The sequence below is a fragment of the Tenacibaculum sediminilitoris genome (assembly GCF_964513795.1).
In the GTDB taxonomy this organism is placed as follows: Bacteria; Bacteroidota; Bacteroidia; order Flavobacteriales; family Flavobacteriaceae; genus Polaribacter; species Polaribacter sediminilitoris.
In genome coordinates, this window is sequence record NZ_CAZEQR010000009.1 from 13,362 (window position 1) to 27,571 (window position 14,210).

Consider the following 14,210-nt stretch of genomic DNA (forward strand, 5'->3'; position numbering starts at 1 on the left):
CAAGCTCTATTTTAATGGGCTTATTACGATACCAAAACAACAAAAAACAAAAACAACATACTGATAAACAAAGAGTTATGCGCAAACCAATTACATTCTCCAACCAACAAAATGACGCTTTGTTTGTTTTGATAAAGTCTTTATCGAAGTCAGAAAAGCGACAATTTAATTTATATGTTGGTCGTTTAGGGGGTAATGTAGATGCTAAATTTTTTGCGCTTTTTAAATTACTTGAAAAACAAAAAAGTTACAACGAAAAGGCTATTATTAGTAGTGGTGTAGTGAGTAAACAGCAGTTATCTAACTTAAAAGCTCATTTATACAAGCAAATTCTTATTAGTCTTCGCATGAATCCTGCTCATAAAAATATTAGAATTCAAATACGTGAACAACTAGATTTTGCTACGGTTTTATATCAAAAAGGATTATACAAACAAAGTTTAAAATTGCTAGACAAAGCAAAAAACATGGCGATTGAGAATGAAGAAAAAAATATTGCCTATGAAATTGTTGAACTAGAAAAAGTTATTGAAAGTCAATATATAACACGAAGTATTGACACACGTTCTGATGAGTTAACCATTCAGGCAAAAGAGCTTAGCATGCAAAATGTTGTTGCTAGTAAGTTATCTAATTTGTCGCTACAACTTTACGGAACTTTGTTAAAAAATGGCTATGTTAAAAATGATAAGGAACTTAAAAGAGTTAATACTTATTTTTACTCTAAGCTTCCTGAATATACTTATGAGGATTTAGGTTTTAGAGAAAAACTATGGTTATATAAAGCACATTTATGGCATAGTTTTTTAACACAAGATTTTTTACAGAGCTATAAGTATGCGAATAAGTGGGTAGATTTATTTAAGAATGATGCTAAGAATATTTCTTTGCACCCTGTTTTTTATTTAAAAGGGAAGAATTACTTATTAGAAAGTTTATTTTTTATAAAGCATTATGATAAGTTTAAAGAAGAGCTTTCGGTTTTTGAAGAGGAAATTGAACAAAAAACTATTCCGCAAAATAGCAATACTGAAACGCTTACTTTCCTATACTATTATGCTAATAAATTACACCTTCATTTCTTAGAGGGTAGTTTTGCTAAAGGTGAGTATTTAGTGGCTATTATTAATGATATGATTGATGATTATAAAGATCGTCTTGACAATCATCACATCGTCGTTTTCTACTACAAAATAGCTTGTTTATACTTTGGTATGGGTAAAAATAAAGAGTGTATTTTATACTTAAACAAAATAATTAAACCAAAAAACATTCAGGTTGCAAACGACTTACAGTGTTTTGCCAGGATTCTTTCTTTAATTGCTCATTACGAGTGTGGGTTGGATTATGACTTGGAACGACAGTTTAAAGACACGTATCGTTTTTTGCTAAAAATGGAAAATTTACAAGAGGTTCAAAAAGAGTTTATTTCTACTATTAAAGCTTTGGGTGACGTATATCCTCATCAAATAAAAAAGGAATTAAAAAAAGTACACAGTCGTCTTAAAATTTATGAGAATCACCCATATGAAAAAAGAGCTTTTTTGTACTTAGATATTCTTTCATGGCTTGAAAGTAAAATTGAAAATAAACCTGTGGCTCAAATTATTAAAGAAAAATTTGATTGTTCTAAAAACTGTTAATATTTCATTTTTAAGTGATGGGAATGACATGATAAACACTTCTTATTACAATAGTAAGTCATAATGCGTCACTGGAAATAGGGTGAAATAATTTTTATATTGGATTCTGAATAAACAGATTACTTCGTAGTGCCTTCCTCTTAATGACGTAAGAAGTACTAAAACAAATCTGTCATTTCGACTGAAGGGAGAAATCTCATTAAAGATGAGCTACTCATATTCATAAGATTTCTCACACTTCATTTTAATCGGTTCGAAATGACAGATTTTTTATTAAAATACTGCCTCGGCAATTTTTTTAATGTTGGTTGACCTCCCCATTGAGTAATAATGCAAAATTGGCACGCCTTTTTGAAGTAATTCTTTACTTTGTGCAATGCACCATTCTATTCCTACTTGTCGTACTTCAGCATTTTCTTTGCAGTTCACTACTTCTTTTACCAAAGCATCTGGTAAATCTACTTTAAATCGGTGTGGTATTAAATTTAATTGTTTTTTGGTTGAAATAGGCTTTAACCCTGGAATAATAGGAACTGTAATACCTTCTATTCTACATTTATCAACAAATTCAAAGTATTTTTCATTGTCAAAAAACATTTGTGTTACCACGTAATTTGCGCCGTTTTTAATTTTCTTTTTTAAGAAATGAATATCAGAATCTAAACTTGGTGCTTCCATGTGCTTCTCAGGATATCCAGCTACTCCAATACAAAAATCAGTTTTTGATGAGTTTTGCAAGTCATCATCCAAATACCTCCCTTTGTTTAAGTTTTCTATTTGTGTAACCAATTCACTTGCATAGGCATGTCCTTCTTTTTCAGGTTTAAAATAGGTTTCACTTTTTACTGCATCACCACGCAATGCAACTACATTATCAATCCCTAAAAAATCGAGGTCAATTAAAAAATTCTCGGTATCTTCTTTGGTAAAACCTCCACATAAAATATGTGGAATAGCGTCTACCTGATATTTATTTTGAATCGCCGCACAAATACCAACAGTACCTGGGCGTTTTTTTACCACTTGTTTTTTTAACAATCCCTCACCCAATTCTTTATATACGTATTCCTCACGATGGTAAGTTACGTCTATAAAAGGAGGTTTGAACTCCATTAACGGATCAATATTTTTAAATATTGACTCAATTGTATCTCCCTTTAACGGAGGTAGTATTTCAAATGAAAACAACGAAGTTCCATTTGCTTTCTCTAAGTGTTGTGTTACCTTCATAAGTATGGCTTATAAAGGCGTATTTAATTATACCAATGAAGCTGCGAATAACGATATTGCTGCCATTACTAATAATTGAATTGCAAATCGAATCTCTAAATTATATTTTTTCATCTGTTTAATTTTGTTGATTTTTATACTGCAATATTACTAGCCTTTTGTAGTTTTTTGTTTACCTAACTTATAAGTTATTGTTAATTAAATACGCTCTTTTATTTGTTTATTTTAAATTATTATTAATTGTCTGATATATTTGGATGTAACCATTTCCTAGCTTTTTCTAAGGAAATGTTTTTTCTTTCCGCGTAATCTCTTACTTGATCGTCTGTTATTTTACCTAAACCAAAATAGGCAGCTTCGCTATTGGCAAAATAATATCCTGAAACTGCTGCCGCAGGCCACATGGCTAAACTTTCTGTGAGTGTTACCCCAATAGCAGATTCTACTTGTAACAACTTCCAAATCGTTTCTTTTTCTAAGTGATCTGGACAAGCTGGATATCCAGGTGCTGGACGAATTCCTTTGTATGCTTCTTTTATCAATTCATTATTGGTTAAGTTTTCTTCTGAAGCATATCCCCAATGTTTTGTTCTTACTCTATGATGCAAATACTCGGCAAAAGCTTCGGCAAAACGATCGGCAATTGCCTGTGCCATAATAGCACTGTAATCGTCGTGATTTTCTTTGTATCGTAATGCTAATTCATCTGCACCAAAAATGGCCGTACAAAAGGCACCTATATAATCTGTTCTTTCTGTTTCTTCTGGGGCAATAAAATCTGCTAAGGCAAAACTAGGTTTCCCTTCACGCTTTTTTAATTGCTGACGTAACGTTCTAAATACAGCTACTTCTTTTCCTTTCTTTTGTACAGAAATATCATCATCATTTATAGAGTTTGCTTCAAAAAGCCCAAAAACAGCTTTGGGTTTCAAGGCTTGATCTTCTATAATTTGTTGCAACATTTCTTGTGCATCTTTATATAAATTAGTTGCCTCTTCCCCTACTACTTTGTCTTCTAAAATTGCTGGATATTTCCCATGTAAATCCCATGAACGGAAAAACGGACTCCAGTCAAAATACGGTACCAAATCTTTTAAACTTACTTGTTCTAGTTTTTGTACGCCTAGTTCTTTGGGTTTGGTGATATTAGTAGCGTTCCAATCTATTTTGAATTTTCGTTCTCTTGCTTCTTCAATAGGTATATAATGCTTTTGCTTACCTCGTTTTAAGAATTTATCACGAAAATCTTCATAGTCTTTCTTTAATTTGGTTACATATTCATTGGAGGTTTCTTTGTTTAATAAATCCCCTACTACCGTTACTGCTCTTGAAGCATCGTTTACGTGTACTACAGCGTTTTTATACTGCGTGTCTATTTTAACAGCAGTATGCGCTTTCGAGGTTGTTGCTCCACCAATTAATAATGGAATTTGCAAGTTTTGACGCTCCATTTCTTTCGCTAAATACACCATTTCATCTAACGAAGGTGTTATCAATCCGCTTAAACCAATGGCATCTACCTTTTCATTTTTAGCAGTTTCAATAATTTTCTCTGGCGGAACCATTACTCCTAAATCTACTATTTCGTAGTTATTACAACCTAAAACAACAGATACTATATTTTTGCCAATATCATGTACATCTCCTTTTACAGTTGCCATGAGTATTTTTCCTATAGCTTGTTGTTCTTCACTTTTGTCTGCTTCTATATAGGGGTTTAAATAGGCAACTGCTTTTTTCATTACTCGAGCAGATTTCACTACCTGGGGTAAAAACATTTTTCCTTCTCCAAACAAATCTCCAACCACGTTCATCCCTGTCATTAAGTGTCCCTCAATAACATGTAATGGTTTTGCTACACTTAAACGTGCTTCTTCTGCATCTTCTTCAATAAAAACATCTATTCCTTTTACTAATGAATGTGTAATACGTTCTTGTAGTGGTAAACTTCTCCATTCTAAAACCTTCTCACTACTTTCTTTTTTATTCCCTTTTACCGTTTCAGCAAACTCTAGTAAGCGTTCGGTAGCATCATCTCTTCTATCTAAAACAACATCTTCAATATGTTCTAATAAATCTTCAGGAATATCGTCGTATACTTCCAACATCGTTGGGTTTACAATTCCTATATTCATTCCTGCTTTGATGGCATAGTATAAAAACACCGAGTGCATGGCTTCACGAACAGTATTGTTTCCTCTGAAAGAGAACGATACGTTACTTACTCCGCCGCTTACACTAACATGTGGTAAGTTTTCGCGTACCCATCGGGTAGCTTCAATAAAATCAAGTGCATTTCTTCTGTGCTCTTCCATTCCTGTTGCTACTGGAAAGATGTTTAAATCGAAAATGATATCTTCTGGTGGAAAACCAACAGTGTCTACTAATACCCTATACGAACGCTCTGCTATTTCAATTCTTCGTTCGTAGGTATCTGCTTGTCCTAATTCATCAAAAGCCATGATAATTACTGCGGCTCCGTATCGTTTAATTTGCGTGGCTTCCCAAATAAACTTTTCTTCTCCTTCTTTTAAAGAAATAGAATTTACTACTGATTTTCCTTGTACTACCTGTAATCCTGCTTCAATAATTTCCCATTTAGAGCTATCAATCATAATAGGGACTCTAGCAATATCTGGTTCAGATGCTATTAGGTTTAAAAAACGTACCATGGCTTCTTTTCCTTCAATCAAACCATCGTCCATGTTAATATCTATAATTTGTGCCCCACCATCTACTTGATGACGCGCAATTGCCAAGGCTTCATCAAATTTTTCTTCTTTTATCAATCGGAGAAATTTACGTGATCCTGCCACATTAGTTCGCTCACCTACATTGATAAAATTACTTTCTGGGGTAACAATTAATGGTTCTAAACCAGATAACTTCATATTTCGTCTTTCTTCACTCATCTACTAACTATTTTGTGCTACTGAAACAAACTCAGCGTGACGTGGTTTGTACTTTGCTGCTACTTCTGCTATTGCTGAAATATGTTTTGGTGTGGTACCACAGCATCCCCCTACAATATTGATTAAATTTTTCTTTAAGTATTCTTCTATCTGCTCTGCTGTTTCTTCTGGGGTTTCGTCATATTCTCCAAAGGCATTGGGTAATCCTGCATTGGGATGTGCCGAAATAGCAAATTCTGTTTTAGAGGCTATTGCCTCTAAATGAGGTTGTAATAAGTTGGCTCCTAAAGCGCAATTAAACCCTACGGATAGTAACGGAATATGTGATATTGAAATTAAAAAAGCTTCAGCTGTTTGTCCTGACAAGGTTCTTCCTGAAGCATCGGTAATTGTTCCAGAAATCATGATAGGAATTTTTATATTTCGTTCTGCTTTTACTTCTTCTATTGCAAACAAAGCTGCTTTTGCGTTTAGAGTATCGAATACGGTTTCTACTAACAAAATATCAGCTCCTCCCTCTATCAGTGCTTCTACTTGTTGTTTGTAGGCAATACGTAACTCATCAAAGGTTACGGCTCTGTATCCTGGATCGTTAACATCGGGAGACATGCTTGCGGTACGGTTTGTTGGGCCTATTGAACCTGCTACAAATCGAGGTTTATGAGGTTCTTTAGCTGTAAATTCGTCAGCTGCTTCTTTAGCTATTCTCGCTGATTCATAATTTAGCTCATATACCAAATCTTCCATTTGATAATCGGCCATAGCAATGGTCGTTCCAGAAAATGTGTTGGTTTCTACAATATCCGCTCCAGCAGCAAAGTATTTTCTATGTATTTCTTTTACAGCTTCGGGCTGTGTAATGGATAACAAATCGTTGTTTCCTTGTAACGGAGTTGAGTAGTCTTTAAAGCGTTCTCCACGAAAATCTTCTTCCGAAAATTTATATTCCTGAAGCATAGTCCCCATAGCGCCATCAAGCACGAGAATTCTTTTTTGTATTTCTTGATAAATGTTTGACATTCCTGATATTTAGTGTAATGTTATCAGGAAAAGAGGAAGTAAAATTCTTTTCGTTATCTCCCTGCGAATGCAGTAGAATGTAGCACCTTCTTTGTTTACACAAAGGGTTGCTAAGGTTTCAAAGGGTCTATTCCCTCCACCTTTCTTGATAACATCAATACGTTAATGAACGAGGCAAAGTTATAGTATTATTTTTATTTACCCAATTTTTATTTTAATAATTAAATTGATAAGTAAAAAAAAACATTTGTGCTATTAGGCAACAACATAATTTTATTTTATATCAGGTGTTTGAAACAAGAAGAATAAAATTATTAAGATACTTTATACAAGGATAAACTGATTAATTATTATGGAATTTCTAATAGCCTATTTTTTAAGGATTTTAATACTCACCTAAAGAATTTAGTATTAACACAGCGTTTAATGTTTATAAACTCGATAAGTTCGACCAAGAGGAGCATATGGTTAAAGCTTCTCGTATTTTAGGGAATGAACAATTAGAGTTTATTTTAGGCTACCTATTCGAGGTAATTAGAATTAAGTGGATTAAAAAGCAATATCTAATCCAAATGAAAGAAATAAAAAAATCTCTTGACCTAATGAATGATGAAAAACTAAAAACTGATTTAAAATACTAATTTTAATGATTTGCTAACTTTAAGATGTATAAAAAATTGGCAAAAAGTGCTTAATCGAGAGGTCTGTGTATCTCGTCCTAAAATAAGTTGACACAAAATCGACTTATTTTAAGACGAGACAAATACTCAATAAAAAAAGGAACGGTAACCGTTCCTTTTACTATAAATTTTTAATATTATCAATTAATCGTTTTTTAACCATATTAATGATTCGTTTATTAAACTCACTTTTTTTATGTTGATAAACTTCAAACTCTTCATCAGTAAACATTCCTATAATCAATCCAATAACTTGATTTCTTAAGCTTATATCTTTTGATAAAGATTTATTTACATATTCTTGAAAGCTATCTTTAGTAAGAGTTTTAATAAAGATTTTTTGTTTTTGGTTTGCTATATAATAAACCTTTATTAAAAGTGAATGCTGCAACTTTAGTATAGGTCTGAGGGTTTCATTTTGAAAACGTTCATCAATATTACTTGACGGTATTTTTAAAATTGGACGAATACTCAGCTTACTGTTTTCCATTTAAGTAGCTTACTATATTTTTTTCAATACGACTCAATACATTTTGGGTATCTGCTTTCACAAAGTTTTCTCCTGTGATTTGTTCGTATAGTTCAATGTATCTATTTGAAATTTCAATAACTTTTTCATCCGACATTTCAGGTATTTCTTGTCCTTCTTTTCCTTGAAATCCGTTCTCTATTAACCACTGGCGTACAAACTCTTTTGATAATTGTTTTTGCTTCTCTCCTTTTTCTTGGCGTTCAGCATATCCGTCAGCGTAAAAATAACGAGAAGAATCTGGTGTATGAATTTCATCAATCAATACAATTTCACCTTCTTTTGTTTTTCCGAATTCATATTTGGTATCTACTAAAATCAATCCTCTTTTTGCTGCTAATTCGGTTCCTCTTTGAAATAACTTTCTTGTATAATCTTCTAACACTAAATAGTCTTCTTCAGAAACAATTCCTTTTGCTAAAATATCTTCACGAGAAATATCTTCATCATGTTCTCCATTATCTGCCTTTGTTGATGGTGTAATAATTGGCTCTGGGAATTTATCATTTTCTTTCATTCCTTCTGGCATTGCTACTCCACAAAGCGTTCTCTTTCCTGCTGAATATTCACGAGCTGCATGACCCGATAAATATCCACGGATTACCATTTCTACTTTAAAAGGTTCACATAAATGACCTACTGCTACATTTTCATCTGGATTTGCTAATAACCAATTTGGAACAATATCAACTGTATCGTTCATCATTTTAGTAGCAATTTGGTTTAGAATTTGTCCTTTAAAAGGAATTTGACGTGGTAAGATTACATCGAAAGCAGAAAGTCTATCTGAAGCAATCATTACCAATAAATCATCATTAATGTTGTATACTTCTCTTACTTTTCCTTTATAAACTTCTTTTTGTCCTTGAAACTGGAAGTTTGTTTCGTTAATTGTATTCATTAGTAGATTGTTGTGTTGTTGCCCGCAAATGTAAGTATTCTACTCTTCTTTTTGAATAGTTTTTATTTGTTTTATATTTTCTAAAATAGGTGTTACAGTTACGAATGTATTCCCTTCTTCTACATAAAAAATATAAGCACTATTTTGACCTATTTTTTTGGCTTTTAGTTGAGAATCGTCTTTAAAAACTAACGTAACATTATTCTTAAGCTTACCTTCTGCTAAACGCTTTTTATAATTTATTCCCATTCCTAGTCTAAACCCTAACAATAAAGAAAAAACCATAATAAAAACAGAAACAATAAAGGCAGACTTGTTATCATATTCTTTTCTTTTTGTTTTTTTATTTGCTTCAATTCTCTTTTTCAACCATTTTATTCTCTTTAGTCTTTCTTCTATTTTTACTGAATTTTTAATAAGGAAATACAAAGACATAGAAAATATTACAAGAATTACTGACAATGCCCAATTGTTAGCTAATAATGAAATAGGAGATAAAAGTGTATCTGTGATAGTTATGTATTGTAAATACTCTATGTCTAGATAACGATAAAAAATGGTGTCACTAACTAAGCCTAAAGCAATCAAAAATATATAACCTATAGATAAATATTCTTGAAATCCTAAATTTTTAAACATACTTTACTCCGTTTCTATACTTTTATAAGCTGAGATAATTTTCTTTACTAATCGATGGCGAATTACATCTTTATCATCTAAATACACCTGTGCAATTCCGTCAATATCTTTTAACGCTAATAACGATTCTTTTAATCCAGAAACTTGCCTACGTGGTAAATCTATTTGACCTGGGTCACCTGTAATAATAAACTTTGCATGCATTCCCATACGTGTTAAAAACATCTTCATTTGTGCATGAGTGGTATTTTGTGCTTCATCTAAAATTACAAAAGCATTGTCTAAAGTACGGCCTCGCATAAAAGCTAAAGGCGCTATTTGTATGACTCCTTTTTCTAGATGTGATTCTAGTTTTTCATGCGGAATCATGTCGCGTAAGGCATCATATAAAGGTTGCATATACGGATCTAACTTTTCTTTTAAATCTCCGGGAAGAAATCCTAAGTTTTCACCTGATTCTACTGCAGGTCTTGTTAAAATGATTCGTCTAACTTCTTTTTCTTTTAATGCTTTTACAGCTAAAGCTACTGCGGTATATGTTTTACCTGTACCAGCAGGACCTACGGCGAATAACATGTCGTTTTTTTGCATTAACTCAACCATTTTACGCTGATTAGCAGTTTGTGCTTTAATTAACTTTCCGCTAACACCATGTACTAAAACATCTTTTGTGTTTTCTGATTTACGAATCTCTTCTTCTTTACCTGTTGATGTTAAAATACGTTCAATACTATTCTCATCTAACTTATTATATCTATTAAAGTACTTGATAAGCATCCGCAATCGCTTTTCAAATTCATTTAGTAATTCAGGTTCTCCAAAAATCTTTAATTTATTTCCTCTTGCTACAATTTTTATTTTAGGAAAGAATGTTTTTAACTGAGTAATGGTACTATTTTGTGCACCAAAAAAATCGTTTGGATTAATTTCTGTTAATTCAATTATGCGTTCGTTCAAATGATAAAAGTTTTAATATTATTCACACTAAAAATAATGATTATTTTTATCGAATTACGTAGTTTTGTTTAAAATTTCAGCATAATTTTTCACAAATTAATTAACAAATACTTATTTTAATGTCTCTTATTACATTAACTACTGATTTTGGAACAAAAGACCACTTTGTAGGTGCTGTAAAAGGAGCTATTTATTCTGAGTTACCTGATGCTAAAATTGTGGATATTACGCATGACATTTCTCCTTTTAATATTACAGAAACTGCTTATATTTTAAAAAATGCTTACAAAAGTTTTCCTGATAAAACTATTCACGTAATTGGAGTAGATTCTGAACTCAGTGCTGATAATAAACATATTGCTTTAGAGTTGGATGATCATTATTTTATTTGTCCTGATAACGGATTAATTTCTATGATTGCTTCTGAAATTAAGCCTACAAAAATTGTTGAGATTAATATTCACAATCGTATTGAAAGTAGTTTTCCTGTATTAGATGTATTTGTTCAAGTAGCATCTCATATTTCTAGAGGTGGTAGCTTAAGTGTGATAGGTAGAGAGATTGAAGATTATAAAAAAATTATTGAAATTAAGCCAAAAGTAAACGAACAACAAACTATTATTTCTGGTGGTGTTATTTATATTGACAACTATGGAAATGTAATTACCAACATTAGTAAAAAGCAATTTAATACCATAGGAAAAGGTCGTGGCTATAAAGTAACGGCAAGACGTTATACTTTTTCTAAAATTTATAATCGATATAATGAAATTGTAAATTACTCCGTTACTGATAAAAGACAATATGACGGTGAAAAGTTAGCTATTTTTAACTCGGCTGGGTTTTTAGAAATTGCTATTTATCGAAGTAATTTAGGAACTGTAGGTGGTGCTTCCACTTTACTTGGCTTAGAATATCGTGATACCATTACTGTTGAATTTGAAAATCTTGTTAAACCAGAATTTACCCCTCTAAATTAAATCTATGTTTGTACGAATTGTAAAAATGAGCTTTCAGCCAGAAAAAATTGAAGAATTTTTAAACAACTTTAATTCTAAAAAAGAATTTATACGAAAATTTCCTGGTTGCCGTTTATTAGAGTTGTACAGAGACAAAACAAACCCGAACATATTTTTTACTTATAGTTATTGGGATACTGAGCAAGATTTAGAAAACTACAGAAATTCTGATTTATTTAAAGGCGTTTGGGCACAAACCAAAGTGTTATTTAATGATAAACCTTTTGCTTGGAGTGTAGATAAAGTAGCTTCGCTACCTTAGACGTTAGACAATAGCCTTATAAAAATAACTAACATTATAAACAATTAAACAGTTATACATTGTTACCATTATTAAGAAAAGAATTTAACTCATTTTTTGCCTCTCCCATTGCCTATTTGGTTATTGGGGTATTTTTACTTGTAAATGGCTTATTTTTATGGGTATTTAAAGATAACTTCAACATTTTAAATGCGGGTTTTGCTGATTTAAACAGCTTCTTTTATTTGGCTCCATGGTTATTTTTATTTTTAATCCCTGCCATAACAATGAAAAGTTTTGCAGATGAGTTTAATAGTGGAACTATTGAAATTTTAAAAACCAAACCACTTACCGATTGGCAAATTGTGCTAGGTAAGTTTTTTGCGGCACTTTTACTCGTTATCATCGCATTATTACCTACGTTAACCTATGCATATACCGTATATCAATTAGGAAGTCCTATTGGAAATTTAGACGTAGGTAGTACCATAGGTTCGTATTTAGGATTGTTATTTTTAGCAGCAACTTATACAGCTGTAGGATTATTTACTTCTACACTTTCAAATAATCAGATTGTGGCGTTTATTGTAAGTGTATTCATCACTTTTACTTTGTTCTATGGTTTTGATGCAGTGAGTTCTTCTGTAGGAAACTCAGGATATACCTTACAGCAGTTTGGCATTAATGAACACTTTAAAAGTATTAGTAGAGGTGTAGTAGATACACGCGACCTTATCTACTTTATTAGTGTTACGTTCTTCTTTTTATTCATCACTAAACAACAGTTAAAAAATGAATAAGAAACTACAGCACATCGCATTGGCTCTTATCGGGTTGTTAGTTCTTAACTACGTGGCTAACTCTGTATACAAGCGTTTTGACTTAACACAAGACAAACGTTATACTTTATCAGAAGTAAGTAAGAATCTTATTGATAAAATAGATACTCCACTAACCATTAATGTATTTTTAGAAGGTGATTTTCCTGCCGAGTTTAAGCGTTTACAAATAGAAACACGTCAGTTTTTAGAAGAATTACAAGCTAAAAATGCTAATATCCGTTTTCGATTTATCAATCCAGATAATATTCGTGAACGTTTGGTAAAAAAAGGTATGATACCTAGCCAGTTAACTGTAGAGGAAGACGGGAAATTATCAGAAGCTATTATTTTTCCTTGGGCAGAAGTTACTTATGGTAAGAAGATAGAGTTGGTTTCTTTACTTCCTAATTCAATAGCTAAAACACAAGAAGCACAATTACAAAATGCAGTTGAAAAATTAGAGTATTCATTTGCCAATGCTTTGCATAATATTACTTTAAAGGAAAGACAAAAAATAGCGGTATTAGCTGGTAACGGTGAATTACAAGATGTTTATCTATATAGTTTACTAAGTGAAGTTGTTAAAAAATATCGTTTAGCTAAATTTACGTTAGATAGTGTTACCAATAACCCACAAAAGACTTTAAAAGATTTAAGAACCTACGACTTGGCAATTATAGCAAAGCCTACTGAACGTTTCACTGAAGAGGAAAAGTTTACTATCGATCAATTTATAGCCAACGGTGGTAAAAGCTTATGGATGCTGGATAATAACCAAGCGGATACTGATAGCTTGTACAACGAAGGAAAAATGTTAGCATTTCCTCGTGATTTGAATTTAACAGATTTATTGTTTGGATATCAAGTTCGTGTAAATAACAATCTTATTCAAGATTTATACTCGGCTAAAATTCCGCTAGCTACAGGAAATATGGGAAACCAAGCACAGTTTCAGCACTTAAATTGGTTTTATCACCCACTCGTTAACGGAAATCCGAACCACCCAATTACTAAAAATGTAGCTCCTATTCGTTTTCGCTTTACTACTCAGATAGACACTTTAAAAGGAAACTTGAAAAAAACTCCGTTATTGGTTACTTCAGTATTAACTAAAAAAACAGGAACTCCTAGTTTTATTGAGCTACAAAGTATTGCAAAAGAACCTAAGGAAAATGAATTTGCTTCTGGCCCACAGTTATTGGCTATATTATTAGAAGGCTCTATTCCTTCTGCGTATAAAAACAGGATAAAACCCTTTGATACTCCTGACTTTAAAACTGAGAGTACCAATAATAAAATGATTGTAATTGCTGATGGTGATATAGGAAAAAATCAGATTTTAAAAGGGAAACCGCACGATTTGTCCTTAGATAAATGGACGGGAGAACAGTTTGGTAACAAAGAATTTTTAATTAATGCTATTGATTATCTGTTAGACGATTCTGGATTGATTCAACTACGTAATAAAACCATTCAAATTAACTTATTGGATAAGCAACGTGCTTTTGCTGAAAAACGTTTTTGGCAATTTATCAATATTGGTATTCCATTAGTGTTACTAGCAATATTTGGTTTTGGTTTTAACTACTGGAGGAAAAAGAAATATCAGTAGTTGTCT

At 32.0% G+C, this 14,210-nt stretch carries 13 protein-coding genes and 1 riboswitch; of the genes, 6 read left to right on the forward strand and 7 right to left on the reverse strand.

Features of this window, described 5'->3' with window-relative positions; all coding sequences use genetic code 11:
• Positions 1 to 77 precede the first annotated feature (77 nt).
• Positions 78 to 1,643, forward strand: coding sequence for a hypothetical protein (locus ACKTSW_RS03455; protein ID WP_408023904.1), 1,566 nt, complete (start codon positions 78 to 80; stop codon positions 1,641 to 1,643).
• 273 nt (positions 1,644 to 1,916) lie between these two features.
• Here the strand turns inward: ACKTSW_RS03455 and metF are convergent, their stop codons facing one another.
• The 3 genes from metF to ACKTSW_RS03470 all read right to left on the reverse strand — a co-directional run bounded on the left by metF (position 1,917) and on the right by ACKTSW_RS03470 (position 6,805).
• A complete protein-coding gene (metF, locus tag ACKTSW_RS03460) occupies positions 1,917 to 2,873 on the reverse strand; it encodes a methylenetetrahydrofolate reductase [NAD(P)H] (RefSeq protein WP_408023877.1) in 957 nt (318 codons plus the stop codon).
• A 236-nt stretch (positions 2,874 to 3,109) separates the two neighbouring features.
• Positions 3,110 to 5,785 carry a methionine synthase gene (metH, locus tag ACKTSW_RS03465; RefSeq protein ID WP_408023878.1) on the reverse strand — a complete coding sequence of 892 codons (2,676 nt, stop codon included), beginning with the start codon at positions 5,783 to 5,785 and terminating at the stop codon, positions 3,110 to 3,112.
• A gap of 3 nt (positions 5,786 to 5,788) precedes the next feature.
• Entirely contained in the window at positions 5,789 to 6,805 is a 1,017-nt protein-coding gene (locus ACKTSW_RS03470) for a homocysteine S-methyltransferase family protein (protein WP_408023879.1), read from the reverse strand.
• A 50-nt stretch (positions 6,806 to 6,855) separates the two neighbouring features.
• Positions 6,856 to 6,960, reverse strand: a riboswitch (SAM riboswitch).
• Between the two features lie 309 nt (positions 6,961 to 7,269).
• Here ACKTSW_RS03470 and ACKTSW_RS03475 point away from each other — a divergent pair.
• The gene (locus tag ACKTSW_RS03475; protein WP_408023880.1) at positions 7,270 to 7,446 is read left to right on the forward strand and encodes a hypothetical protein; all 177 of its coding nucleotides are present in this window, start codon (positions 7,270 to 7,272) and stop codon (positions 7,444 to 7,446) included.
• A gap of 160 nt (positions 7,447 to 7,606) precedes the next feature.
• On the opposite strand, the gene ACKTSW_RS03480 is transcribed toward ACKTSW_RS03475, so the two are convergent.
• Genes ACKTSW_RS03480 through ACKTSW_RS03495 form a run of 4 tightly spaced genes read right to left on the reverse strand, consistent with a single transcriptional unit; the run spans position 7,607 to position 10,511 of the window.
• The gene (locus tag ACKTSW_RS03480) at positions 7,607 to 7,975 is read right to left on the reverse strand and encodes a glyoxalase (protein WP_408023881.1); all 369 of its coding nucleotides are present in this window, start codon (positions 7,973 to 7,975) and stop codon (positions 7,607 to 7,609) included.
• Entirely contained in the window at positions 7,962 to 8,915 is a 954-nt protein-coding gene (locus ACKTSW_RS03485) for a phosphoribosylaminoimidazolesuccinocarboxamide synthase (protein ID WP_408023882.1), read from the reverse strand. The genes ACKTSW_RS03480 and ACKTSW_RS03485 overlap by 14 nt, the downstream gene beginning before the upstream one ends.
• 39 nt (positions 8,916 to 8,954) lie before the next feature.
• The gene (locus ACKTSW_RS03490; protein ID WP_408023883.1) at positions 8,955 to 9,554 is read right to left on the reverse strand and encodes a hypothetical protein; all 600 of its coding nucleotides are present in this window, start codon (positions 9,552 to 9,554) and stop codon (positions 8,955 to 8,957) included.
• A gap of 3 nt (positions 9,555 to 9,557) precedes the next feature.
• Complete coding sequence (locus ACKTSW_RS03495) at positions 9,558 to 10,511, reverse strand: PhoH family protein (protein ID WP_408023884.1); 954 nt, start codon at positions 10,509 to 10,511, stop codon at positions 9,558 to 9,560.
• A gap of 119 nt (positions 10,512 to 10,630) precedes the next feature.
• Between ACKTSW_RS03495 and ACKTSW_RS03500 the strand changes: the two genes are divergently transcribed.
• The 4 genes from ACKTSW_RS03500 to gldG are packed head-to-tail and all read left to right on the forward strand — an operon-like array spanning position 10,631 to position 14,204.
• Entirely contained in the window at positions 10,631 to 11,491 is an 861-nt protein-coding gene (locus ACKTSW_RS03500; RefSeq protein ID WP_408023885.1) for an SAM hydrolase/SAM-dependent halogenase family protein, read from the forward strand.
• Between the two features lie 4 nt (positions 11,492 to 11,495).
• Positions 11,496 to 11,792 (forward strand): putative quinol monooxygenase, encoded by a 297-nt coding sequence (locus tag ACKTSW_RS03505; protein ID WP_408023886.1) that lies wholly within the window; start codon positions 11,496 to 11,498, stop codon positions 11,790 to 11,792.
• A 59-nt stretch (positions 11,793 to 11,851) separates the two neighbouring features.
• On the forward strand, positions 11,852 to 12,571 hold the full coding sequence (gene gldF, locus ACKTSW_RS03510) for a gliding motility-associated ABC transporter permease subunit GldF (RefSeq protein WP_408023887.1): 720 nt from the start codon (positions 11,852 to 11,854) through the stop codon (positions 12,569 to 12,571).
• Positions 12,564 to 14,204, forward strand: a complete 1,641-nt coding sequence (gldG, locus tag ACKTSW_RS03515) for a gliding motility-associated ABC transporter substrate-binding protein GldG (protein WP_408023888.1) — start codon at positions 12,564 to 12,566, stop codon at positions 14,202 to 14,204. Before gldF ends, gldG begins: the two co-directional genes overlap by 8 nt.
• The last annotated feature ends 6 nt before the right edge of the window (positions 14,205 to 14,210 follow it).

Coding starts and splice junctions, on each gene's coding strand:
- ACKTSW_RS03455 (WP_408023904.1), top strand. CDS start 78: ATGCGCAAACCAATTACATTCTCCAACCAACAAAATGACGCTTTGTTT.
- metF (WP_408023877.1), bottom strand. CDS start 2,873: ATGAAGGTAACACAACACTTAGAGAAAGCAAATGGAACTTCGTTGTTT.
- metH (WP_408023878.1), bottom strand. CDS start 5,785: ATGAGTGAAGAAAGACGAAATATGAAGTTATCTGGTTTAGAACCATTA.
- ACKTSW_RS03470 (WP_408023879.1), bottom strand. CDS start 6,805: ATGTCAAACATTTATCAAGAAATACAAAAAAGAATTCTCGTGCTTGAT.
- ACKTSW_RS03475 (WP_408023880.1), top strand. CDS start 7,270: ATGGTTAAAGCTTCTCGTATTTTAGGGAATGAACAATTAGAGTTTATT.
- ACKTSW_RS03480 (WP_408023881.1), bottom strand. CDS start 7,975: ATGGAAAACAGTAAGCTGAGTATTCGTCCAATTTTAAAAATACCGTCA.
- ACKTSW_RS03485 (WP_408023882.1), bottom strand. CDS start 8,915: ATGAATACAATTAACGAAACAAACTTCCAGTTTCAAGGACAAAAAGAA.
- ACKTSW_RS03490 (WP_408023883.1), bottom strand. CDS start 9,554: ATGTTTAAAAATTTAGGATTTCAAGAATATTTATCTATAGGTTATATA.
- ACKTSW_RS03500 (WP_408023885.1), top strand. CDS start 10,631: ATGTCTCTTATTACATTAACTACTGATTTTGGAACAAAAGACCACTTT.
- ACKTSW_RS03505 (WP_408023886.1), top strand. CDS start 11,496: ATGTTTGTACGAATTGTAAAAATGAGCTTTCAGCCAGAAAAAATTGAA.
- gldG (WP_408023888.1), top strand. CDS start 12,564: ATGAATAAGAAACTACAGCACATCGCATTGGCTCTTATCGGGTTGTTA.